The sequence below is a fragment of the Streptomyces sp. JNUCC 63 genome, assembly GCF_054366325.1.
On the sequence record NZ_CM135963.1, the window covers coordinates 8,040,878 to 8,062,998 of the forward strand.

Genomic DNA, 22,121 nt, shown 5'->3' on the forward strand with positions numbered 1-22,121 from the left:
GGACGCGCGCCCCGGCCCTGACCACCGGCCGAGCAGCCCGCCGTACTCCGTTCACTGGTCGCCGCCCCCGTCCGCACCGGCGCCGCTGCCCTTACCTGGGCCGACGAGGACTCGCTCGTGCAGCGGCTTTTCCAACGGAGTGGTCAGCTGCCCGTGCCACAGGGCGTGGAAGACGACCGGGAGGACCTCGATGGGGTCGCCGGCCGCTGCGGCGCCCTCGATCAGCGGTCGCGGCCGTGCGAACGCCTCGAGGACCGCGGGCATCAGGCCGGGGCGGCCGGCGTTGCGGGGGTGGCGGTAGCCGGCCAGTCGTTTCAGGTTCGCCGCCGGCACCTCATCCAGTGGTGCAAGGCGCCGGTAGGTCCAGCCGATGGGTGCACATGCCTCGGCCACCGCCTCCGCGGCAATGAGGGCGCGTTCGCCGCCGGCCTCGGGGTGGCTGGGGCAGTCGGCCAGCAGTCCGGTGCCGTCGGTGTAGCGGGCGAAGAGCTGCGGTACCCACGAGCGCACCCGCCCGCTGCGGTTGCGCCACAGCAGCCGCACCGGCCGTCCGGCCAGGCCGACCACCCGGGGATCACGGTCCAGGATCATCAGCTGGGTCCGCGTCGCGTTCGATTCCATGGCCACATGCCGCCCGGTGGTCGCCGACCACCACAGGCCCGGCCCCCACCGCCGCCCCGGCACCACGGGGAGCGCGGGGACGGGCGGCAGGTCCTCAAAGGCCACCGCCAGGGCTGCGTCCACCCACCGCTGCTGGACCATCTGCCCGACCGGATCGAGGAAGACCGCCTCGAACCCGGCACCGTGCTCTGCCTCCACCCGCCCTGCCCGGCCACCGGGCCCGGCTGCACCCGCGTTGATCACCTGCTCCAGCCAAGCCACTGCTGCCTGCGCGTGCCACGGTTTCCGGGATTCCGGCCCCGAAGGGGTGCCGCATCGGCTAACGGTTGACGAAGCGCCCGCAGCCGTCCGGTGCCTCCCGCTCCGCCGTCAGCCGCCGATTTCCTCCCGGTCTGCGGCCAGTGCCTTCGTCAGGGCGCTGACAGGCAGGCCCGTCCACTGGGCCACCTCCTTTAGGGGGCACGCCGGCCATCGCCGCTGCCAGGACGGTCTGCCGCCAGGCCTCCTTGAGCAGGCCGGCGCCGTGACTGAGGTGGTGCAGCAGATGCCGGGCGACCTCGGCGGTGGGCCCGGTCTGTGCCCCGCGCAGCTGGAGCAGCTGCTCCTTCGCGCTCTCGACCAGGCCGCAGATCAGCGCGCGCTGCTCGGCGGGCGCCGCCGCGCGCCACATCGTGCCCGAGCCGGGCGCTTTCTTCTCCTTGGTCAGCAGAGGAGCCGTCGGTGGTGGGGTGAGGCTCGGGACGGCGCGGGTGGATGGGCTATTGCGCGTCGTGCGGGCGGGGGTGCGGGGGGTGGTGGTGCTCGGTCAGGACGGTGAGCAGGCGGGTGAGTTCGTCCTGCTGACCGGGGGTGAGGGGGGCGAGGAGTGCGCGCTGGGCGTCGGCGATGAGCGCATCGAGGCGCTTCAGGCGGCGGCGGCCGGTGGGGGTGAGGGTGATGACGTTGCGGCGGCGGTCGACGGGGTCGGGTTCGCGGCGGATGCATTCGGCGTCGGCAAGCTCGTTGAGGACGGCGACCATGTCGCTGCGGTAGATACCGGTGCGGCGGCTGAGTTCGGCCTGGCTGGCGGCGCCGGCTTCGGCGAGCGCGACCAGCACGGCGAAGTGCCACTTGCGAGCGCCTTCGGCGGCCAGGCGCTCGCTGACGAGCCGGTCGGCGACGACCGCGGCCCCGGCGAGCAGGCGGCTGGGGATGGTGCGCAGCCGGGCCGGGGTGGGTTCGGGGGTCGGGCTCATGGGGGATCCTCCGCCTCTTGCGTTAGTGCCACTAACAGCCTACCTTGCGTTAGTGGCACGAACGTTTGGGCTTCGAACGAATTCTCCTGGAGTGAAGACCGTGATCAAGCCGTTCCGCATCGACATTCCCCAGGCCGACCTCGACGACCTGACCGACCGCCTCTCCCGCACCCGTTGGCCCAATGAGGTCGCCGACGCCGGGTGGGACTACGGCTTCCCGCTGGCGCGGTTGAAGGAGCTTGCCGAATACTGGCGCACCGGCTACGACTGGCGTGCGCATGAGGCCAGGCTCAACGAGCTTCCGCACTTCACCACCGAAATCGACGGCCAGAACATCCACTTCGTCCATGTCCGGTCTGCGAAGCCGGACGCGCTCGCGCTGATCCTCACCCACGGCTGGCCCGGTTCGTTCCTGGAGTTCCTCGACGTGATCGAGCCGCTGTCGCGCGACTTCCACCTGGTGATTCCGTCCATCCCGGGTTACGGCTTCTCCGGGCCGACCCACCAGCGCGGCTGGGACGCCACCCGGGTCGCGCGGGCCTGGGCCGAGCTGATGCACCGTCTCGGGTACGAGCGCTATGGCGCGCAGGGCGGCGACTTCGGCGCGGGCATCTCCACGGCGCTCGGCGCGGTGGCACCCGAGCACGTCGTCGGGGTGCACGTCAACTACCTGCCGACCCGGCCGGTCCTGGATGCCGGCATCGAACTGTCCGAAACGGATGAAGCCCGGCTGGACAAGGTCCGGCAGCTGATGGCGAATCGTCCGCCGTTCCAGGCTCTGCAGGCCCTCACCCCGCAGACCATCGGCTACGCGCTGACCGACTCGCCGGTCGGCCAGCTGGTCTGGATCGCCGAGCGCTTCGCACAGTGGACCGACCCCGAGACGCCGGTCAGCGACGAGCGGATGCTCACCGACATCTCGCTGTACTGGCTGACCGCCACGGCGGCCTCCTCGGCGCGATTCCACCACGATGCCCCGCGGGGGGTCCAGCAGCCGTGCCCGGTGCCACTCGGCGTGGCGGTGTTCGCGCACGACATCACGCAGTCGGTGCGACCGCTGGCCGAGCGGCTGTACGACATCAGGCACTGGTCGGAGTTCGAGCGCGGCGGCCACTTCGCCGCGATGGAGGTGCCCGAGCTGCTCGCCCAGGACGTCCGGGACTTCTTCCTCGCCCGCATCGCCCGCGCCGACCTCGCTCTCAACGGAATCTGGAAGTGATCACCGCTGAGGAAACGTCAGTGCTTCGGGTCGATGGACGTGGCTGCGTTTGCGGCGTGCGAGGTCGACGTGGCGGGTGTGGAAGTCTGAGTCGAGGTCCTGGAAGCGGGCGTCGGGGTCGTTGATCAGGTGCCAGATGACAACCAGGAGCGAGCGGCCCACCGCGACTGACGATGTCGCCAGGCCGTCACGGTGAGCAGGACCAGGTCGAGACAGAGGCATCCAGGACGGAATATCGGGATATCGGTGATCCGCTCTCCGGTACCAGGCACCACGTGATGCCACGATCCTCCTGCTGCAGATCACCGAAACACGAGGGGCCCGCCGCCCGGTCCGGCGATGGAGGCCGGCCGTGAACGGGCAGCCGATTGCGCGCCGGTCGAGGAGGCGTGGGGAGGCGGGTCGGCGCCATTTACGTGTCACGGGAAATCGTTACAGTGAACGGCTCATGGTCACTCCCCGGCGTGCCGGTGCCGCTGTGTCGCGCAGGCTGGGCGGCTGCTCGGCACTCCGCCGATCACTTCGTACTGAGGCGTCTTCATGTCGGATATATACGGTTTTTTCTGTCTTCTTAGGGTCGATTCAGGTGGTTTTCATGATCGCGGGTCATTCTCTTTTCCGTGACCGAGAGCTTTCACAGCGGCGAGGACGTCGGAGACGCCACCCGACCCATCGAGCGTCGGCGACGTGGGCCTCGGCTTCGTCATCCCGATCGGCACTGTCAAGTCCGACTTGGTCAGGCGATGTGTAAGGAGTACGACATGAGCAAGCAGGTTCTGCACGAGGCGACCGCCCCCGTCGGCCCCGCCGGAGTCTCCCTGGTCCCGGAGGCGTACGAGATCCACGCACCGGCGAGGCGGGTCCCGGAGGTGTCGGTTCCGCACCTGATGGGCTTGCGCACCAGCGCGGCACGCCCCCACCGTCGCAAGGTGCCGCTGAGCCGTCTCACCCCGGCGCTGGGCTGAGTCGGAGCTGCTGGCCCGGCTGCGGGTGCTGATCCGACGCGGCCCCATCGAGCGTCCTACCGTCCTGGCCGCCGAATACCTGCTGCTCCTGGAGCGCACCGACCGCCGCCAGGACACGCCGAGCGTGGCCACAGCCCCTGGCTTCCCATCGGTGCCGCAGCACGTGGCCACGCACCTTCGCAACGGCTCCCCGGCAAGACGGACACCATCGCCTGTTCGGCCAGCCTCACTGCCGCGGTCTGCGCGGACCGGCTGGACCGTGCCGTCACGAACCTGATCCGCAACGCCCAGCAGCACGGTCAGGACCCCATGGAAGTGACCGCGTGTGCATTGAGGTGCGCGATCACGGCCTCGGCTTGCCGCCAGATTTCTTTCCCCACACCTTCGATCGTTTCCCCCAGGCCGACCAAGCTCGCGCCATTACCGACGCCGTCGCCTGCGCCGTCATCGGCAGCTACGGCGCAGCCAACCACGCCGACGGTGGCGCCGTCGTATGGATCACGCTCCCGACGACAACGATCACTTGACTTCCTCCCCCGCCTGAAGGCGGGGGATTCCAGCGGTCGCCCGCTGGGCTTCCTGCTTCACCGACGACCGCCCCGTCCGGGAGGACTCCCGTTGAGGTCTTACACCGTCTCCACAGGCGGACGCCGCCAGCCCGGCGGCCAGGATGTTGCGTGCCGCGTTCACGTCGCGGTCGTGCACGGTGCCGCACTCGCACGCCCACTCCCGGACGTTCAGCGGCAGCTTCTCGCGGACCGTGCCGCAGGCCCCGCACAGCTTGCTGCTGGGGAACCAGCGGTCGATCACCACGAGTTCACGCCCGTACCAGGCGCACTTGTACTCCAGCATGATGCGGAGGTCCGTCCAGGCCGCGTCCGAGATGGCGCGCGCGAGCCTGCCGTTCTTCAGCAGGTTGCGGACGGTGAGGTCCTCGATCACGACCGTTTGGTTCTCACGGACGAGACGAGTGGAGAGTTTGTGGAGAAAGTCCCGGCGGCGGTCGGTGATCCGCGCGTGGATACGGGCCACGCGGCGGCGGGCCTTGGCCCGGTTCGCGGAGCCCTTCGCCTTCCGCGACAGTTCCCGTTGCGCCTTCGCCAGGCGGTCACGGTCGCGGCGCTCGTGCCGGGGGTTGACGATCTTCTCCCCGGTCGACAGGGTCACCAGGGACGTGATGCCCGCGTCGATACCGACCGCGTTCGTCGTGGCCGGAGCCGACGCGATGGTGTCCTCACACAGCAGGGACACGAACCAGCGCCCCGCAGCATCGCGGGACACCGTCACCGTCGTGGGCTCTGCGCCCTCGGGCAGCGGACGCGACCAGCGGATGTCCAGCGGCCCGGCCATCTTCGCCAGCGTCAGGTGGCCGTCGCGCCACTTGAAAGCCGAGCGGGTGTACTCGGCCGACGCGCGGGACTTCTTCCGGCTCTTGAAGCGCGGGTACTGGGCGCGCTTGGCGAAGAAGTTGGCGAACGCCGTCTGCAGATGCCGGAGCGCCTGCTGGAGGGGGACGGAGGACACCTCGGTCAGGAAGGCCAGTTCCTCGGTCTTCTTCCACTGCGTCAGTGCGGCGGAGGACTGGACGTAGGAGATGCGGCGCTGCTCGCCGTACCAGGCGCGGGTGCGCTCCTGAAGCGCCTTGTTGTACACCAGGCGGACGCAGCCGAACGTGCGGGACAGCTCCGCTGCCTGCTCGTCCGTGGGGTAGAAGCGGTACTTGAACGCCCGCTTGACCTGCCGCGTCACACCTCACCCTCGATCCACCGCGTGATTTTTGATCGCGCAGTGTGATTGCTTTTCGGGGTGGGTTTTCGGTTTGGGGCAGGGCGGGGTTCCGGATGGCCGTTCCGGTGAGCTGCCCCGACTTTCGTGGAGTCCGCGATCGTGTGATCAAGCGGTCTGCGGGACTTGCTCCTGTCTCGTCCAGTACGCCTGTTCGTACTCGTCGGGGGGCACGTAGCCGAGGGCGGAGTGGAGCCGTTCACCGTTGTACCACGCGACCCACTGGAAGACGGCCCGCTCGACCTCGTCGAAGTCCCGCCACGGCCCCTGATGGTCGATCAACTCGGCCTTGAACGTGCCGTTCAGGGCCTCGGCCATCGCATTGTCGTACGAGTCCGCGACGGAGCCGACCGACGCGGAGGCGCCGACCTCGGCGAGACGCTCCGTATACCGAATGGACACGTATTGCGACCCGCGGATGCTCTCCTGTGTGTCAACCTCCTGGGATCGGCCCATTGCCGGGAGCGCCCGAGCCTGAAGGATGCCGGGCCGGGCTGGGCTGTCAAGGGCGCCTGCGGCGTCGCTGCGCGATGGGCTTCGCCCACCCTGGACAGCACCGGCCTCCGGCCCGGGAGGGGCTGGCTATCGGGCGGTCCGGTAGGTGCGGCGTCCGGTGGTGGCCCGCCGACTGGCGTCCTGTTTGATCAGGTAGTACGCCTCGCGGGCGGTGTACCGCTTGAGACAGCGGATGATCTCCATCTTCGACTTTCCCCCGGCCGTCCGGCGCTCCACGTACTTGCGCGTCCGGTCGTCGACGCGCATGCGGGTGACCACGGCCAGGTGCAGGGCGGAGTTCGCCTGCCGGTCACCGCCGCGGTTGAGCCGGTGGCGCTGGTGCAGGCCCGAGGAGGCCGGCAGCGGGGCCACTCCGCAGAGCTTGGCGAAGCGGGCCTCGCTGCTGCAGCGGTCGGGGTTGTCGCCCGCAGTGACCAGCAGTTGGGCGGTGTTCTCGATGCCGAACCCGACCGCCGCCAGCAGGCCGGGAGCGAGCTCGCGGACCAGCGGGGCGACCATCTCGTCCAGGTCGGCGACCTCGTCGTCGAGTTCGAGGTAGCGCCGGGCCAGGGATTTCAGCGCGATCCGGGTGGCGGCGACCGGATCGCGGAAGGCACTCTCGTCCGGCCGCCAGGCCGCGCAGGTGCGGATCAGCTGCATCCGGGTCAGGTTGCGGACCTGGTCGCGCAGTTCCTCGGGGGCGGAGACGATCTGGCAGCGCAGCATCTGCAGGGCGACGCGGCGGGACTTGACCGCCGTGCTGCGGGCCACCCGCAGCACCCGCAGCGACTCGACCATGCCGGTGCGGGTCTTGGGAGTGACCGTGCGCCGTTCGGCCAGGGCCGCGTGGGCGGCGTTCTCCGCGTCGAGGGTGTCGTCCTTGCCCCGGCGACGGCGGTCCGAGCGGTCGGGCCGGTCGACCTCGAGGACCTGGACGCCGGCCTGGTCCAGGTGGCGCAGGAGCCCGGCGCCGTAGGAGCCGGTGCCCTCCACCCCGATGCGCCGCACGTCCCCGAAGGTGCGCATCCAGGCGAGCAGGGCCCGGTAGCCGGCCCGGGTGGTGGAGAAGGAGGCGGTGCCCAGGACGCGGTCGTCGGTGTCGACGACCGCGCCGACGTGCAGGTCCTTGTGGGTGTCGACGCCCCCGATGACGAGAGGGGACGTGAGTGGGATGCTGGCCATGTCGGCCTCCGAACGGTTGTGTCCGACTGGTTCCGGGGTCGGCACGGGCTCGTCGAAGGCGGCGGACACGACAGTGATGGGACGCCTCTGGCCAGGCTCTCCTCAGGTCACGGCCGTCGGCGAGGCGGGTGCCTCGCCGGGATGCCCCGGGCCACCGACAGATCCGAGGAAGGACAGCGCGGTCGGTCGGAGTGCGGGTCAGGAGGCCGCGGGGCATCCCGGCACCGGTATCCTCGCGCGTCCGTCGCTGTGCGGGCCAGGAAGCCCGGGGACATCCAGCACTCCACATACTCACTGTCGCTGTGATGGATCAGGTCGGCGTCTTTCTTGATCTTCTGCCGCCACAGCGCCATCTCCAGCGCGTCCAGCGGCAGGTCCGCGCGCATGTGGGTGGCGGCCTGCCAGCCCACGATCCGGCGGGAGTACGCGTCCAGGACGAACGCCACGTAGACCCAGCCCGACCAGGTGCGGATGTAGGTCAGATCGGCCAGCCACAGCTGGTTCGGCCGCTCAGCGGCGAACCGGCGGTTGACCAGGTCCGGCGGGCGCGGCGCGGACGGCTCCGGGACCGTGGTGCGGCGCCGCCGGCCACGGATGACGCCCTCGATGCCGAGCTCGCGCATCAACCGCTCCACCGTGCACCGGGCCACCTGGTGTCCGGCACGGACCAGCGCGCGGGTGACCCGGCGGGCGCCGTAGGTGCGGCCGGAGTCCTCCCACACCGCCGTGACCAGCGGAATCAGCTCCTCGTCGCGGAGGCGGCGGGCCGACTTCGGCCGCGTCTTACGGGCGAAGTACGTCGACGGGGACAGGTCCAGCACCCGGCAGACGGGATCGACCCCGAGGCCCTTGTCGCGCAGATGGTCGATCACCTGCTCGGCCTCGTCCGGGGACGGTCGATCTCCTGGGCAAAAAACACGCTGGCGGCCTTGAGGATCTCGTTGGCCCGCCTCAACTCGGCGTTCTCCTTGCGGAGTTCCTTCAGCTCGTCGCGTTCAGCACTGGTGAGGCGGTCGTCGCGCTCGCCGGCGTCGGCCTCAGCCTGGCGGACCCAGGACCGCAGAGCCTCCTTGTGGATGCCGAGCTCGCGGGCGACGTGGGCAACCGGGCGTCCCGTCGAGCGGACCTCGCGCACGGCACGCTCACGGAGTTCATCGGGGTATTTACGGGGTGCTGGCACTGCTCGTGGTTCTCCTTACGCCTGGAAGCGTAACCCAGGCTTCAGGGACTCCACGAAGATCAGTGCAGCTCACGGTGGCGGGTTCTCCGAGGTCTTCCAGGTCGTGGGTGGACGGCGGGGTCTGGCTGCTCAGGTCTGCATGCGCTGGCCGGTGGCGGTCCACAGGCCGATGAAGTCGTCGGCCCAGCGCCAGTGTTGGGGCAGGTGCAGCACGAGGCGTCGTCCTGGGCGGGCGATGCGGGCCGGGACGGTGATCAGGTGGCGGCGGATGGTGCCGGTCCGGGCCCGTGCGTGGAAGGTGGAGGTGAGGTGGCCGGCGGCGCGGGTGAGGTTGTAGGCGGCTGCCGCCAGGGTGAGCCAGGCCGCGTTCGCGGTGAACTTCCCCGAGGGCAGGTGGGCCAGGGCGGAGTCCTCCAGGTCGGCGAAGACCTGTTCCACCGCGGCGTGAGCGCGGTGCATGGGCTCGGCGTCGGTGAGGACGAAGACGCTGTCGGTGAAGATCGCGTGGTGGCGCCAGACGGCGAACAGTTCGCTCTGCCCGTCGGGGACCGTCTTGCCGGGGTTCGACGTAATTCGGAGCCTCTGGAGCAACGGCATGCCCGCTGGCCTGCGGCTTCACCTTCTCGGCTGCCCCAGGTCGTTTCTCTAGGCGCTCGCGTTTCCGCAGGTGGCGAGGCTCTCCGGTGCGGTCTCCGAGGACCTGGCCGAATGCCGTCGCCAAGCCGTCCCGCGATCGACGATAGGGCGTCGAGCACGGACCTCGCCCTGCGGTCGCCAACTTGCCCCGCTTTAAAGGGGTTTGTCTCCACCGTTCTTCGTCCCATTGTTGGCCCGTTGGCCCGATCGGCCAGGCCGCTGACCTGCCCGTTTCTCTATGCCTAGAGAAACGGGCGATTCGGGCCGCAAGTGGAGAGTCAGCAGGTCAGCTGGTACTTCGCGCCTCCAGGCGAGACGAATTACGTCGAACGCGGGTCTTGGGGTTCAGCCGTTTCACGCGGCGCACGATGAGCCGGGCGGTGGCGCGGAAGGCCTTCTTCTTGCTGGTGAACGCGGTGAAGCCGATCTCGGCGATCTCTGCGTCGGAGATCCAGCGTTCCTCCTCGTCGTCCCAGATCGCGTCGGTGTACTTGATCGATCTCCAGGCGTCGGGATCGATCGTCTCGATGGCTACGCGGATCGTCTTGGTGACCGCGACGGCCAGGGAGAAGCGGGCGCCGGCCTTGCGGCAGGCGTCCACGACCTTGTGGGAGAAGTAGGCGGAGTCCGCGCGGACGATGATCTGTGCGGTGATGCCCATGGACCGCACCGCCGCGAGGGCCTCGCGCAGCAGCGAGGCGGCGCCCTTGCCGGAGCCCGCCGAGCCCTTGCGCAGCCTTGTTGCGACGATGACCGGCGCGCAGGTGGCGGTCTTGACGGTGACGATCTGGAAGTGGAGGCCGCGGACCTTGGTGTAGCCGAAGGAGGCGCCCTGCTTGGCCGGGCCGTAGACCTGCTTGACCTTGGAGTCGATGTCGACGAACACCACCTCGTCCCCCTTCGGGACGAAGCCCGTGTGGGCGGCCAGATTGCAGGTGAACGCGCGTACCGCCGCCTCCAGTTGACGCACGTGTCCCCAGGTGAAGGCACGCAGGAACGTGCCGAGCGTGGACGGTGCCCGCACCCCTGCGAAGAGTTTCGGCAGCCCGCCGTGCCGCAGCACATCCAGGTCGTCGATGGAGTCCGCGCCGGCCACCATGCCTCCCACGACGCTCATCGCCTTCGCGTCGGCGGCCGTCCCGGCGCCGTTCTTCGCGCCGGTCAGCTTGACCTTCTCGGCGACCAGGGCCGGCAGGCCGCACCGCTCGGCCAGCCGGATCACCGGGACCAGTCCGGCATGCGCGATGAGATTCGGCTCGTCGAACGCGGCGAACACCCGCGCCGGGCTGTGGAACAATTTCACTCGAGAGGTGCCTTGCTGATCGTGCCTGATGTGAGCGTAGAGAACTCTCATCATCGCAGGTCACAAGGCACCTCTTCGTTCCCGGCCCTCACGCCGACCGGTGATCACACGGTGGATCGAGGCTCACATCCTACCAACTCCCGTATGAATCAAGGGCGTCGACCGGTGGCCGACAGACGCCGAATCGCCCCGGCGGCGATTCGGCTTTCCCTGACCTGCTCCGCAGGAGTCCGTTTCTCCCCCGGCCTGAAGGCCGGGGTATCCACGGAGGAATTCCGGTGATGACATGGTCTATAGGTTACGGCCTCAGCACAGCCCGGCGGGCCTGGACGCCCGGCAGAAGTTGTGGGCGAAGGTGTTGCCGCTCTTGGTGCTCTCCTGGTTGGCCAGGTCGGCGGGGGAGTTGTCCCGCAGCGAGTTGTCCCTGACCCGGTTGTTGTCGCTGGTTGCTCCGACGAAGCTCTTGAAGAGCATGATGCCGCCCGACAGCGGGGACGTGCCGGAGTTCCCGGTCACCTCGTTGCCGGTGACGTCGGTCTTCTCGACGCCGGTCAGGATGATGCCCGAGCCCTGCAGGAAGGGCAGCCGTTTGGTCTTGGCGCAGTACTTGTTGTTCTTCACGACTTGGTTGCCGCGCACGGTCAGCACGCCGGCCTTCGGCTTGTTCTCGTCGCCGACGATGAAGACGCCCGCGCAGTTGCCGGTGACGTTGTTGCTGGTGACGGTCAGGTTGCGCAGCCGGCGGACGGTGACGCCGATCCGGTTGCTCTCCAGGCGGTTGCCGGTGATCAGCGTGCCCTTGGTGTCGGCGGCACCCTGTTCGGCTGTGATGGTGTTGGCCAGGAAGATGCCCGCGTCCCCGTTGTTCCGGGCGGTGTTCGCCCGGTACGTGCTGTGCTCGGAGCGCTCTTCGGCGAGGCCCCACACGGCGTTCTTCTCGGCGGTCACGCCCCGCACGGTCAGGTCGTCGGTGGCTACGGAGATCACCCCGGTGTGGGAGAAGCCGGTCACCTTCAGGTCGGAGATGGTGACACCCTTGAGCCGCTTGATCTTGGTGCCGGACACGCAGATGCCGTTGCCGCGCTTGCCGCAGTCGTCCGTGGCCTTCGCCGCCGGCTTGATGACGGTGGCGGTGCCCGTGCCACGCAGGGTCAGGCCGGGCGTCGTCACCTTGACGCTCTCGTGGTAGGTGCCGGGCAGCACCTGCACGGTGTCGCCCGCCTTGGCAGAGTCCACCGCCTTCTGGATTGATTCCCCCGGGTGCACGAGGTGCGTCCGCTGTGCCGAGTCCGGCGATGCGGCAGCGGCGCAGGAGGCGACGAGCCCTGCCGTGCTCAGGAGAAAGGCGATGTGGCGTTTCTTCACGTTCTGCACGTTATGAGTCAGACAGCCTTCTGGCTGCCGGATGGGCCATCCGAGGGCGTGTCACGGGCGCGTGCGGGCGTGGTCAGGGGCGCAGGGTGCGGCCGATCTCCGGCTCACGGCCTGCAGCGGCCGGCGGTCCTCGAGCTCCCACAGGCAGTTCTGCAGGACCCGGCCTGTGGGTACCGGCAACCCTGTCACCTGTAGTGAGCTGAGGCCTTAGGGTCACGATGCGATCACACCGTAGGCACTCGTGAGCCCGTCGGCGCACGCTTGGGAAACGTGACGTTCCGTCTGGCCTACCGATTCGGCAGTCTCGCCGCACAAAGGAGGCGGGTTGCCTGTTCCGGCAACCCGCCTTGCAGCACCGTGGGCAGTCAGCCCCGGACGATGTTTTGTGCCTGCGGGCCCTTCTGGCCCTGGCCGATGTCGAAGGTGACGTGCTCGCCCTCGGTCAGCTCACGGAAGCCGCCGCCCTGGATTTCGGAGTAGTGGGCGAAGACGTCCGGGCCTCCGTTGTCCTGGGCGATGAAGCCGTAGCCCTTTTCGGAGTTGAACCACTTCACGGTGCCGCCGGTCATACTGCTATTCCTTCGTTCCTGCCCGGGAACAGCCCGTGATCACGGGCATGCTCCGGCTCTCGTAACGGAAAGAGCCACCAGCTGTTCTACCCCGCGCCGCCTGGTCCGCCCGGCGGGGACACACGCGCACGAGCTGTACCCGGTCATGAACCTGGCCGCTGCTGCTCCTGCGCGGCCACGACCGCTTGGGCCGCGCCCTGGCCGAACTCGAACAGCGCGCTCCCGTCCAGGCGAGCTGCGTACGCCTGCGCTACCTGGCCGAACTCGACTTCGCCGACATCGCCGCCCGCCTGGACATCACACCAGGCGCCACCAAGGCCAAGGTCCACCTGGGCCTGAAGAACCTCAATCGCCTCATCGGCCTCCCGGATCCGGGGAAAGGGAAGCCCTGATGCTGGAAGATCTCCTGCGTGCCAATGGTGTCCCGCCGAGTGGTGTAGCAGCGATCACCGCGAAAGTGCAGCTCGCGGGCCTGATTCGAGTGGCCGCCCATCGGGCCGACCTGACGACGTGTCAGTGAATTACTGCCCGAGGCGCTGCGATGCCAGCGTTGACACGGCCTTCTTCGAGGCTGGGCCCAACAGGCGCGGCGATGGCGGTCACGACGACCGCTCTCACCTGACGGACGGTCAGGTAATGGTGGCGTCGGAGCGAGCCAGCTTGGAGCGTGACCTGCAGCTTCCCCTTGATCGCTGCTACACCACATGGCGGGACGTGACCGGCGGCCCAGTCCCGCCAGTTGCTGAGGATGCTTTTCGCCCGGTCTCCCATGAACAGGTACACGCCCAGTGGCGCGAGTACTCCGAGGGAGGCGATGACGACGAAAACGGCGAGCGCGCCGATCTGTTGCGGGACGGGGATTCCGGCTGAGCTGATCGAGGCGCCGGCGGCGATGGTCAGGGGGCGTTTTTGGCGTTGGCCGCCGACAGCGCGAGCCCGAGTCCGAGGGTCTTGGGCGGGGGTGAAGCGGTCGATGGCGGCCATCCACTTCGGCAACTGTGCCTGGGAGGGGTCGGCGGGGCGTCGGCGCCACGACGGTCTCGGTCATCACGGACCTCTTCCTTGATCACCAGATCCGCCGTTGATCAGTCGCTCCCGGCCCCGGCACCCGGCCCCACCACACCCTGACACGCCATCAGCCAGACACGCCATGGACAACTTGACAACGCCCTCCAGGCCCTCGACCGCACCATCCCCACCGGTGCCATCACCGTGACCACAGCCGACCAACTCGCAGCCGTCGCCGGCCACGCGCTGAGCCCATGAACCCGCACCCGAACCGAGGAGTCATTTTTCGACAGCTCCCTGGCCCGTCAGGCGGATGCCTGTCCGCTGATTTCCGCCAGCAGTTCCAGCGACCTCAGCCAGGCCTTCCTGTCGATGGCCGAGGACACGATGATCAGCTCGTCCGCCTGGGCGAGCTCGGTGAAGCGGTCCAGGTAATCCTTGACCTCGGCGGGGTTGCCGACGGCGGTGTACTGGAGCATTTGCAGGACCTGCTGTCCGGCGGGGGTCTCGAGGATCATGTCCGCCTCCTCCGGCGTGAACGTCCGGCCGCCTCGGCCGAGCATCTGGGTCACGCGGTGGCGCTTCGTGGCATGGAAATGCTCCTGGGCGTCTTCCGTCGTGTCCGCCGCGATGACGTTGACGCCGGCGATGACGTACGGCTTGTCCAGTTGCGCCGATGGCTGGAATTCGCGCCGGTAGAGGGCGACGGCGTCCCGCAGCGCGTTCGGGGCGAAGTGGGAGGCGAAGGAGTACGGAAGCCCGAGTGCGGCGGCGAGCTTCGCGCCGAACAGGGACGAACCGAGAATGTACAGCGGCACGTTGGTGCCCTTGCCCGGTGTGGCGTCGACACCTGGGATGCGGGACTCGCCTGCCAGGTAGCTCTGCAGCTCCAGCACGTCTTGCGGGAAGGTGTCCGCCGACCTGGGGTCGCGGCGCAGCGCACGCATCGTCTGCTGGTCGCTGCCCGGTGCCCGGCCCAGGCCCAGGTCGATGCGGCCGGGGTGCAGCGTCGCCAGGGTTCCGAACTGTTCGGCGATCGGCAGCGGTGCGTGATTGGGCAGCATGATGCCACCGGCGCCGAGGCGGATGGTCCGCGTATGCGCGGCGATGTGCGCGATGAGCACGCTGGTCGCCGAGGACGCGATGGTCGGCATGTTGTGGTGTTCCGCGTACCAGATCCGCCGGTAGCCCCACTCCTCGGCGTGCTGGGCCATGGTCACGCTGGCCTGGAAGCTGTCGGCGGCGGTTTCGCCCTCGCCGATCTGCGCCAGGTCGAGGATGGAGAGTGGGACAGTCACGGGTAGCAGACCTCTCGGAGAGACAGACACAGGTACGTGGAGCGGGCACGCCGAATGCCGGCCGTGCCCGTATCCGGGAACACTGACGAAGCCCGGGATATTTCGGCGCCACTGTCCACCGGCCCGCGTCGTAGGCCTCGAGCGGCAAGTCGGTCGCTACCGCGGGGACGGTGGCGGGAAAGGGACGGTCACCGGACGGGACGGTAGACGCGCAGGCCCTCGTGGAGCTTGGACAGCGTCACGTCGCCCCCGGGTTCCGTGATCTCACCGTCGTACGCGAGCGGGGTGCCGGGGCTGATGCCCTTGATCCGTACCCGCTTCATCCGTACCGCCGCGTGGAACGGCGATCGGGACAGGGGCCCCGCCAGCGCTGCGCCGATCAGGCGTGCCCCGGCCCGGCGGCCGCCGTAGACGGCGCGTACGTCGAACAGTCCGTCCGCCAGGTCGAGTCGGCGTCCGGTGGTCAGGCCCGTGCGCCCGTAGGTGCAGTTGCCTGCGAACAGCAGCCACAACGGGCGCCGACGCGGAGAAGATGCCGAAGTCGTCGATCGACGCCGAGCTCTACGAGCTGGAGGCAGGCCGCCACGTCCCACCGGACCGCGTCCGGTCCGCCTGGCTGTGCGGCGGCCACCTCGTCAGTGAGCGGCGCGAGATCCTGCGGCAATTCGCGAACGGCATCGACGCAGCAGGCCGGCGGGTGCACCGCGCCTTCCTCGCCTCCGTGCGGGTCCTCGGGGAGGGCGTCGACATCACCGGCGAGCGGGGCGTGGAAGCGATCTGCTTCGCCGACACCCGCGGCTCGCAAGTGGAGATCGTGCAGAGCATCGGCCGGGCGCTCCGGCTGAACCGCGACGGCTCCACCAAGGTAGCCAGGATCATCGTGCCGATCTTCCTGGAGCCACCTGCCCGCCGAGGACACCATGGTCGCCATCGTGTCCGTCAGCGCGCCCCGCGACCTGCTGCGCCCCGTCGGGGGCGGCGGGCCGACCGTGCGCAGAGCCCTCGGGCATGGCGACCTCATCGTGATGGGCGGCTCCTGCCAGCGCACCGGGGAACACGCGATCCCCAAGTCGGCGCGGGCGGCCGGGCACAGGATCAGCATCCAGTTCCGGCCGGACGGGGTGCGCTGAGCCGGCACCCGGCCCCCCGCCCGCCGCTCCGGCGACCCCGCCGGAGCCGACGTGACCTGGGGGAACACCAAGTCGCGGACCGTGAGCGCGAGTTCGGGTCCGCATGTGCACCGGGCCCGGCCCGTGCCCGCGTCCGCCGCGCCCGCGGACCGCTGCGGGACACGGACTTGAGCCCACCCCTTGTCCCGCCGCCCGTCGGCACCGAAGAATGCGCACGGCAACCATCGGCTACAGACGTCACACCCGGCGTCGGCGAGGGGGCTCCACCCAATGTCACCTGCAGCACCGATGACACGCACGACACGTCGCTCACCGAGGATCGGCAAGGCGCTCACCGGCGCGGCGTTCGCGCTCGCCCTGGTCGGCGCGAGCGCGGCACCCGCCGTCGCCGGGACCGCGGGCGGGGACGCCGGCACCCGCGCGAGACCGAACGACGCGCCCGTCACGTTCGCCGGCACCGTCGCGCTCAGCAACTGTTCCGGCTCCGTTGTGCGCACCCCGCAGTCACAGCCCGACGACCCCGCCCTCGTGCTGTCCAACGGGCACTGCATCGAGAGCGGCTTCCCGAAGGCCGGCCAGGTCATCGTGGACCAGCCGTCCACCCGCACGTTCAAGCTCCTCGACGAGGACGCCGGGGTGCTCGGCACGCTCCAGGCCGACCAGATCTCGTACGCGACGATGACCGACACCGACATCTCGCTGTACCGGACGACCACCACCTACGCTGAGATCGAGAGCAAGTACCACGTACGGCCGCTGCTGCTCGACCCGCGCCACCCGCGCAAGAACACCGAGATCACCGTGACGTCGGGGTACTGGAAGAAGCAGTACAAGTGCTCCGTCGACGGGTTCGTGGACCAGCTCAAGGAGTACTGGTGGACCTGGAAGGACTCGGTGCGCTACACGCCCGCGTGCCAGACCATCGGTGGCACCTCCGGCTCTCCGGTGATCGACGACCACACCGGACGCGTGGTCGCCGTCAACAACACCGGTAACGAGGACGGCGAGCAGTGCACGCTCAACAACCCCTGCGAGGTCGACCGCAAGGGGCGCATCACCGTCCGCCAGGGCACGCACTACGCGCAGGAGACCTACGGGATCGTGCCGTGCGTCGTCGACGGCAGCAAGCTCGACCTGGGCCGCAAGGGATGTGAACTCCCCGAGCCCCAGGCCTAGTCCGCAGAGGGCGTACTCCGTACGGACCGGCCCGCGAGCACGTCCGTACGGCGGCCGTCCTCGATGACGAACCGCCCGTCGATCAGCACGTGCGGGATGCCCACCGGCAGGGTGCGCGGCGCCTCGAACGTCGAGCCCGCCGCTACCGTGTCCGGGTCGAAGAGCACCAGGTCGGCGCGGTAGCCCTCGCGGACGAGCCCGCGGTCCGGCAGGCGCAGCCGGGCCGCCGGACGGGATGTCAGGTGCGCCACCGTCTCCTCCAGGGACGGCACGCCGAGCCTCGCGGGCGTAGTGGCCGAGGTAGTGCGGGAACGTGTCGTACGCACGCGGATGCGGCTTGACGCCCTGCAGGATGCCGCAGCTCACGCACGTGCTCCAGCCGGGTGTTCTCGCGCTCGCCGTACGCCTTCAGCACCGACGGATCGTCGATATCGAGCTGCTCGGCCAGGTAGTCCACGACCTCCGCTGGCACGTCCGTCGAGTCGTCCAGGAACACCCCGAGGCAGCGTGCGGTCGTGAGCTGGGCAGCGAAGCCCAGGCGGTTGTGGACCCCGCCTCTTGGACTCGATCAGCTCCCGGTCCGCGTCGCCCAGGAAGAAGAAGCGCTCCAGCTCAGACCCTTCAGTCGTAGATCGAGTCGTTTGTTGTAGTTCGTCATGGCGGTGTGGCCGGCGGTGATCGGGTGGTGTCCCGGGGCCGGTTGCGTCTGCGATGACAGGCTCGGGCGAGGGCTTGGTGCAGACGCCGCCATCGTGACCAGTGCAGGCCGTGCAGGATCCGTGCCTCGCCCATCGGCTGACGCTCCATCATGATGAGGAGCCGGGCGATCTCGAAGGCAGTCAGCGTGATCGGGGCGAGGGCGGCGGGGCTGCTGGGATCAGCGTGGCCCCCCTGTGTGGGCGCGACCGGTCCACTCGTCGTGTTCGCGGCGGCGTTCGGCGGCAGCCTGTACGGCCAGGAACGCGGCGGCGAGCTGGGCGAGGGTGATGTGCCGGTACCAGCCGTGGAAGTGGCGCACCTCGTAGTCGGCCATCCCGGCGGCCGACTTCGCCAGCTTGATCGCTTCCTCCACCCTCCAGCGGGCGCCGGGCACCAGCACGAGCTCCTCCACCGCGGTGTCCTCCGGGCCCCAGCCCAGGTAGTAGTCCCGTTCCTGCGGGGTCTCGGGGCGGCGCCGGGCGAGCAGCCAGCGGGCCTTTCCGCTGCCGACCGGGGCATCCGGGGCCGGGATCCGGCGCACCCACCACTGCCAGGTGCGCGAGTCCAGCCGGGAGGGGCCGGCCGGCAGCTCGATCCACTCCTCCTCGGCCGCGTGCTGGTCGACCAGGCGGGCCAGGTGCCGCCGGCCGGGCCTGGGCAGCACGCTCTGGTTGGCCTGCACCGTCACCACGTAGGGCAGGCCGCGGTCCTCCAGGGTGCGGCGGAAGGCACCGTCGCGGCCGTAGACCTCGTCCGCGGCCAGCCACACCCGCCCCTCGGGTAGGTCGGGAAGGATCCGGGAGATCATCTGCTCGGCCAGGCGCGGCTTGACGGCGAAGCCGGCCCGGTCCGGGACACGTGCCCGGCGGCACCGCTCCCGGTCCTCGGTCCACTCCTTCGGCAGGTACAGCTCCCGGTCGATCAACGCCTGCCCGACACCGGTGGCCCACGCAGCCATGACCCCCACCTGGCAGGGGAAGACCCCGCCCAGCGCGCCGGAGTACTGCCGCGCGACCCCGGCGGAGGCCCGGCCCCGCTTGGCGAAACCGGTCTCGTCCACCACCAGCACCCCCGCTCCGCCGGGCCCCGCCCCGACCCCGGCGTCGCGCAACCCCTCGATCACATAGCGACGGGTGAAGTCACGCAGTCCATCGACGTCCCACACCGCCCGGTCCAGCAGATGCTGCTGCCCCCAGGGCGAGGACTCACCGACGTACTCGGAGATCTGCCAGCCGTTCTTACGCGCCAGCGGAGCCAGCAGACCACGCACACACGCCGCCGCCCGTCCCCACAGATCGACGCGCGGGAAGATCCACGCGATATCCAGCAGCAGATCGTCGAGCCGGCCCGCAACACCCTCGGCACACTCCCGGTCCGTCACGACCGGGGGGAGATCAAGCAACTCCGCCTTCATGCCGGACAGCTACCCATCCCACGAGATTGACGAACTACAACAAACGACTCGATCTACGACTGAAGGGTCAGACACGGCAGCTGTAGTTCCGGGACCGTAGCGCGTTGATGCCGGCCGGCGGGGTGGTGGGGTGCCTGCGGGCATGGGGACGGCCACCATGATCATGACGGTTTGTGAAGACTCATCAGAACCAGGTGGCCGCGGAGGCCACGATAGCCGAGCGGGCGTGGACGGCGGCGCTCGGAGCGGTGAGCGGCCGGCCAGAACCGGTCCGCGGGCTCGTAGCGGACCGGTTCTGGCGAGTTGCCGTCGCAGCACCGCGTTTTCGTGCCGCAGCACCAGCAGTTCGGCGCCCTTGGCCGTGTCCCGGCGCAGCAGGACCGCAGGCACGGACAGCACCGCCCGGGTGGCCCGGTACAGCAGCGAGCTGGTCACTGGTGCAGCATCCCAGCCACCGCCGAGGGGTCTTGCACGCGAGCTCCCACCTGCAGCGATGACTTTACGAGCCCCACAGGTCGCGTTCGCCGGGCAGCGGTGGCCCCGAACCGCTTCGGTCCGGGGCCACCGCAGACTTTTGCCATGCTCGCCGGCTCAGTCCTCGTACAGGGCGATGATGCGGCCGACGACCCCGCCCTTGCGGAGGCGCTCCAGCCCCTCGGGAATCCGGTCCGGCGTGATGCGGTTCAGCGGCGGGTTGAGGTCGCCCGACCGCATGAGGTCGTAGAGCTCCTCGAGATCCTGCTTCGTGCCCGACTTGGAGCCGAGGACCCGCAGCTGCTTCAGAATGATCGCGCCGGTGCTGATCGTGGACTCGAGGCGGCCCATGCCGACCTGCACCAGCGTACCGAATTCGCCGAGCGTCTCGAGTGCCTCGGCGGTGGTGGTGCCGAAGCCCGCGTAGTCCACGATGAGCTCGAGGTTCTTGTCCGCGAACTCGGTGATCGACTCGGCGACGCCCACCAGGCCAACCTCGGCGGCGAGCTCCCGGGTGGCCGGGTTCACGTCGGCCGCGTAGACTTCGGCGCCCTTGAGGACGGCGGTGCGGGCGCCGATGTAGCCGAGGCCGCCGAGGCCGATCACACCGACACGCATGCCTTTCTTCGCTCCGCCGAGCGTGACCATGGCGTGGTACGAGGTGAGGCCCGCGTCGGTCGCCATCGCGCCCAGCTCGAACGACACCTCGTCCGGCAGTCGCACCAGATTCGCGTCGGTCGCGCGTACCTTGGGTCCGTAGCCGCCGTCCCAGGCGCCGTAGCCGATGGCGTCGCCGTCCGGCATCATCGGCGAGAGGCCGACGCGGTCGCCGATCTTCCAGTGGTCCATGCCCTCGCCGACCTCGCTGATCACGCCGGCGTTCTCGTGCCCGAGCGTCATCGGAATCCGCGGGAACATCGACATCCAGCCCGCGTCGTCCATCGCGCTGACATCGGAGTGGCAGAGACCGGCGGCCTTGACGTCGACGACGACCTCGCCCGGTCCCGCGTGCGGCGCTGCCACCTCCTCCAGGGTGAGCGGCTGGTTGGTTCCGTGGAAGCGCCAGGATTTCATGGTGTCGCGTGTCCTTGCATACGTGCGTCGGGGGACGACGCCAGATGACGCCGTCCGTCCGGGCTGGATGGGCTTTCTCTTGTCTCTCGATCCGGACGGCGCTCGCTGGAGGCTCTCTCCGGACGGTTCTTTCGGCGGCCCTGGTGCGGGTGCCCGTGTTCCGGCCGCCGCCCGGCATCGGGCGACGACATGCCCGGGGCGGGGTGGGCGCACCCCGCCCGGTCGCCTGCTGCCGGTCTCGGCCGCGGTCGCTCATACGCGACGTCGTTGTCGGACATGAGCCATGCGGATGGTGCGTGCGCACTGCTGATCAGCGGACTGGTGGTTCCGGCCCCCGCCGTCAGCGGCGATCGTCCCCGCGGTCGCGGTTGTTGTCGCGGTCGTGCTGGCCACGGTCGGGGTCGGGCCGGTCACGGTCACGGTCGCTGTCCGTGGCGTAGGAGCCGGTGACGACGCGCTGGGCGTCGGAGTGGGGCGATGCCGAGGCGGTACCGCCCGCGGCGAGCACAGCGCCCGCCGCGGCTGCCACCGAGGCGGCCGCGGTGGCGACCTGCCCTCCGAAGGTGCGACTCGTGATCATTCCTCCTTGAATTCCATGCCGACGGTTCGTCCCGTGGGACTCCGGACGGTTCGGACGGTGCCCCGAGGTGGTGGGCCCATCGCAGAAACTACCCGGATATTGTTGAAAGGTAAACTTTCTGTTACGTGAGCTATTTCACCGCTGTCGCCTCGCCCGGGGGGAAATGATCCGGCCTTCCGCGGCCTTCGCGCGGCAGAAATCAACCGCATCGACGGACAGGGAGAAACCGCCGCCGGTCGAGACGGAACGGCAGCCCGCCCCGGCGGCAGGGGCGGCCGGCGCGCACCGACGGCCACCTGGACCCGGCCCGGCCCGTCGTCGGCCGCTTCCCGCGCATGCGGGGATGACCCCGACCCCAGGAGGCATCTTCCCGGCCCTCACTGACGTCGCGCACGTCCCCGGCCGGGGCGGTGAGGGGAGTCGGGGAGATCGCCTTGTCGGGCGGGGTCGGTGCCGGGTGGCCGGGGGTCGGCGGCGAGCAGGTCGTCGACCGGGATCAGCCGGCCGCGCACGGGTTCTGGACCGTGCCGGGCAGATCCATCCCAGCCTTGCGGCGGCGGATGATCGTGCGGCTGACGCCCACACGCGCCGACGGCCTCCCGCTGGGTCGATATCGGCGACTTCTCGGCGAAGTGTGTGAGAGGTCAACCAGCCGAAGCAGCCTCGGGATTGGGGCCGGAAGGGTGGTGTGTTCCGGCTCGCTC

The 22,121-nt window shown here is 69.6% G+C and carries 23 protein-coding genes and 6 pseudogenes; 8 read left to right on the forward strand and 21 right to left on the reverse strand.

What is annotated here, in order from left to right:
• Positions 1 to 51: 51 nt before the first annotated feature.
• The 3 genes from ACX25U_RS37370 to ACX25U_RS37380 all read right to left on the reverse strand — a co-directional run bounded on the left by ACX25U_RS37370 (position 52) and on the right by ACX25U_RS37380 (position 1,856).
• Positions 52 to 819 carry a TnsA-like heteromeric transposase endonuclease subunit gene (locus ACX25U_RS37370; RefSeq protein WP_454386645.1) on the reverse strand — a complete coding sequence of 256 codons (768 nt, stop codon included), beginning with the start codon at positions 817 to 819 and terminating at the stop codon, positions 52 to 54.
• 121 nt (positions 820 to 940) lie between these two features.
• A complete protein-coding gene (locus ACX25U_RS37375) occupies positions 941 to 1,291 on the reverse strand; it encodes a hypothetical protein (protein WP_454386647.1) in 351 nt (116 codons plus the stop codon).
• A gap of 88 nt (positions 1,292 to 1,379) precedes the next feature.
• A complete protein-coding gene (locus ACX25U_RS37380; protein WP_454386649.1) occupies positions 1,380 to 1,856 on the reverse strand; it encodes a MarR family winged helix-turn-helix transcriptional regulator in 477 nt (158 codons plus the stop codon).
• A gap of 100 nt (positions 1,857 to 1,956) precedes the next feature.
• Between ACX25U_RS37380 and ACX25U_RS37385 the strand changes: the two genes are divergently transcribed.
• The gene (locus tag ACX25U_RS37385; protein WP_454394685.1) at positions 1,957 to 3,075 is read left to right on the forward strand and encodes an epoxide hydrolase family protein; all 1,119 of its coding nucleotides are present in this window, start codon (positions 1,957 to 1,959) and stop codon (positions 3,073 to 3,075) included.
• On the opposite strand, the gene ACX25U_RS37390 is transcribed toward ACX25U_RS37385, so the two are convergent.
• On the reverse strand, positions 3,076 to 3,237 hold the full coding sequence (locus ACX25U_RS37390) for a hypothetical protein (RefSeq protein ID WP_454386651.1): 162 nt from the start codon (positions 3,235 to 3,237) through the stop codon (positions 3,076 to 3,078).
• Between the two features lie 599 nt (positions 3,238 to 3,836).
• On the opposite strand from ACX25U_RS37390, the gene ACX25U_RS37395 reads away from it, so the two are divergent.
• Both ACX25U_RS37395 and ACX25U_RS37400 read left to right on the forward strand, forming a co-directional pair.
• On the forward strand, positions 3,837 to 4,040 hold the full coding sequence (locus ACX25U_RS37395; protein ID WP_454386652.1) for a hypothetical protein: 204 nt from the start codon (positions 3,837 to 3,839) through the stop codon (positions 4,038 to 4,040).
• 323 nt (positions 4,041 to 4,363) lie between these two features.
• A complete protein-coding gene (locus ACX25U_RS37400) occupies positions 4,364 to 4,567 on the forward strand; it encodes a hypothetical protein (RefSeq protein ID WP_454386654.1) in 204 nt (67 codons plus the stop codon).
• Here ACX25U_RS37400 and ACX25U_RS37405 read toward each other — a convergent pair.
• The 9 genes and pseudogenes from ACX25U_RS37405 to ACX25U_RS37445 all read right to left on the reverse strand — a co-directional run bounded on the left by ACX25U_RS37405 (position 4,560) and on the right by ACX25U_RS37445 (position 12,564).
• On the reverse strand, positions 4,560 to 5,789 hold the full coding sequence (locus ACX25U_RS37405; RefSeq protein WP_454386656.1) for an RNA-guided endonuclease InsQ/TnpB family protein: 1,230 nt from the start codon (positions 5,787 to 5,789) through the stop codon (positions 4,560 to 4,562). The genes ACX25U_RS37400 and ACX25U_RS37405 overlap by 8 nt on opposite strands.
• A 144-nt stretch (positions 5,790 to 5,933) precedes the next feature.
• Positions 5,934 to 6,248 (reverse strand): annotated as a pseudogene (locus tag ACX25U_RS37410) (integrase core domain-containing protein); the annotation flags it as partial.
• Positions 6,249 to 6,407: 159 nt separating this feature from the next.
• Positions 6,408 to 7,502, reverse strand: a complete 1,095-nt coding sequence (locus ACX25U_RS37415) for an IS110 family RNA-guided transposase (protein WP_454386658.1) — start codon at positions 7,500 to 7,502, stop codon at positions 6,408 to 6,410.
• Between the two features lie 107 nt (positions 7,503 to 7,609).
• A complete protein-coding gene (locus ACX25U_RS37420; protein ID WP_454386660.1) occupies positions 7,610 to 8,374 on the reverse strand; it encodes an IS3 family transposase in 765 nt (254 codons plus the stop codon).
• Positions 8,371 to 8,682, reverse strand: a complete 312-nt coding sequence (locus ACX25U_RS37425) for a transposase (protein WP_454386662.1) — start codon at positions 8,680 to 8,682, stop codon at positions 8,371 to 8,373. Before ACX25U_RS37425 ends, ACX25U_RS37420 begins: the two co-directional genes overlap by 4 nt.
• Positions 8,683 to 8,811: 129 nt before the next feature.
• Entirely contained in the window at positions 8,812 to 9,279 is a 468-nt protein-coding gene (locus ACX25U_RS37430) for a transposase (protein ID WP_454386663.1), read from the reverse strand.
• Positions 9,280 to 9,604: 325 nt separating this feature from the next.
• Complete coding sequence (locus ACX25U_RS37435) at positions 9,605 to 10,621, reverse strand: IS1380 family transposase (RefSeq protein WP_454386665.1); 1,017 nt, start codon at positions 10,619 to 10,621, stop codon at positions 9,605 to 9,607.
• 306 nt (positions 10,622 to 10,927) lie between these two features.
• On the reverse strand, positions 10,928 to 11,986 hold the full coding sequence (locus tag ACX25U_RS37440; protein ID WP_454386667.1) for a right-handed parallel beta-helix repeat-containing protein: 1,059 nt from the start codon (positions 11,984 to 11,986) through the stop codon (positions 10,928 to 10,930).
• Between the two features lie 374 nt (positions 11,987 to 12,360).
• Entirely contained in the window at positions 12,361 to 12,564 is a 204-nt protein-coding gene (locus ACX25U_RS37445; RefSeq protein ID WP_454386669.1) for a cold-shock protein, read from the reverse strand.
• A 185-nt stretch (positions 12,565 to 12,749) separates the two neighbouring features.
• On the opposite strand from ACX25U_RS37445, the gene ACX25U_RS37450 reads away from it, so the two are divergent.
• Both ACX25U_RS37450 and ACX25U_RS37455 read left to right on the forward strand, forming a co-directional pair.
• Positions 12,750 to 12,956: an RNA polymerase sigma factor gene (locus ACX25U_RS37450; protein WP_454386671.1), complete on the forward strand. Its 207-nt coding sequence runs from the start codon at positions 12,750 to 12,752 to the stop codon at positions 12,954 to 12,956.
• Positions 12,956 to 13,084 carry a hypothetical protein gene (locus tag ACX25U_RS37455; protein ID WP_454386673.1) on the forward strand — a complete coding sequence of 43 codons (129 nt, stop codon included), beginning with the start codon at positions 12,956 to 12,958 and terminating at the stop codon, positions 13,082 to 13,084. Before ACX25U_RS37450 ends, ACX25U_RS37455 begins: the two co-directional genes overlap by 1 nt.
• Here ACX25U_RS37455 and ACX25U_RS37460 read toward each other — a convergent pair.
• The 3 genes and pseudogenes from ACX25U_RS37460 to ACX25U_RS37470 form a co-directional block, all read right to left on the reverse strand.
• Positions 13,078 to 13,584 (reverse strand): annotated as a pseudogene (locus ACX25U_RS37460) (GAP family protein); the annotation flags it as partial. The gene ACX25U_RS37455 and the pseudogene ACX25U_RS37460 overlap by 7 nt on opposite strands.
• A 293-nt stretch (positions 13,585 to 13,877) precedes the next feature.
• A complete protein-coding gene (locus tag ACX25U_RS37465) occupies positions 13,878 to 14,870 on the reverse strand; it encodes an LLM class flavin-dependent oxidoreductase (protein ID WP_454386675.1) in 993 nt (330 codons plus the stop codon).
• Positions 14,871 to 15,058: 188 nt separating this feature from the next.
• Positions 15,059 to 15,382, reverse strand: coding sequence for a hypothetical protein (locus ACX25U_RS37470; RefSeq protein ID WP_454386677.1), 324 nt, complete (start codon positions 15,380 to 15,382; stop codon positions 15,059 to 15,061).
• Positions 15,383 to 15,387: 5 nt separating this feature from the next.
• On the opposite strand from ACX25U_RS37470, the pseudogene ACX25U_RS37475 reads away from it, so the two are divergent.
• From ACX25U_RS37475 to ACX25U_RS37485, 3 genes and pseudogenes are all read left to right on the forward strand, one after another.
• Positions 15,388 to 15,771 (forward strand): annotated as a pseudogene (locus tag ACX25U_RS37475) (helicase-related protein); the annotation flags it as partial.
• Between the two features lie 10 nt (positions 15,772 to 15,781).
• Positions 15,782 to 16,000 (forward strand): annotated as a pseudogene (locus ACX25U_RS37480) (alpha-ketoglutarate-dependent dioxygenase AlkB); the annotation flags it as partial.
• A gap of 318 nt (positions 16,001 to 16,318) precedes the next feature.
• Positions 16,319 to 17,176: a S1 family peptidase gene (locus ACX25U_RS37485; RefSeq protein WP_454394687.1), complete on the forward strand. Its 858-nt coding sequence runs from the start codon at positions 16,319 to 16,321 to the stop codon at positions 17,174 to 17,176.
• On the opposite strand, the pseudogene ACX25U_RS37490 reads toward ACX25U_RS37485, so the two are convergent.
• The 5 genes and pseudogenes from ACX25U_RS37490 to ACX25U_RS37510 form a co-directional block, all read right to left on the reverse strand.
• Positions 17,173 to 17,539: pseudogene (locus ACX25U_RS37490) on the reverse strand (amidohydrolase family protein); the annotation flags it as partial. The gene ACX25U_RS37485 and the pseudogene ACX25U_RS37490 sit on opposite strands and share 4 nt — an antisense overlap.
• Positions 17,532 to 17,790: pseudogene (locus ACX25U_RS37495) on the reverse strand (DUF4158 domain-containing protein); the annotation flags it as partial. The pseudogenes ACX25U_RS37495 and ACX25U_RS37490, both read right to left, overlap by 8 nt.
• Positions 17,791 to 18,053: 263 nt before the next feature.
• Positions 18,054 to 19,256, reverse strand: coding sequence for an IS701 family transposase (locus tag ACX25U_RS37500; protein WP_454386679.1), 1,203 nt, complete (start codon positions 19,254 to 19,256; stop codon positions 18,054 to 18,056).
• A 624-nt stretch (positions 19,257 to 19,880) separates the two neighbouring features.
• Positions 19,881 to 20,837 carry a zinc-binding dehydrogenase gene (locus ACX25U_RS37505; protein WP_454386681.1) on the reverse strand — a complete coding sequence of 319 codons (957 nt, stop codon included), beginning with the start codon at positions 20,835 to 20,837 and terminating at the stop codon, positions 19,881 to 19,883.
• Positions 20,838 to 21,177: 340 nt separating this feature from the next.
• Positions 21,178 to 21,417, reverse strand: coding sequence for a hypothetical protein (locus ACX25U_RS37510; RefSeq protein ID WP_454386683.1), 240 nt, complete (start codon positions 21,415 to 21,417; stop codon positions 21,178 to 21,180).
• Positions 21,418 to 22,121: the final 704 nt, after the last annotated feature.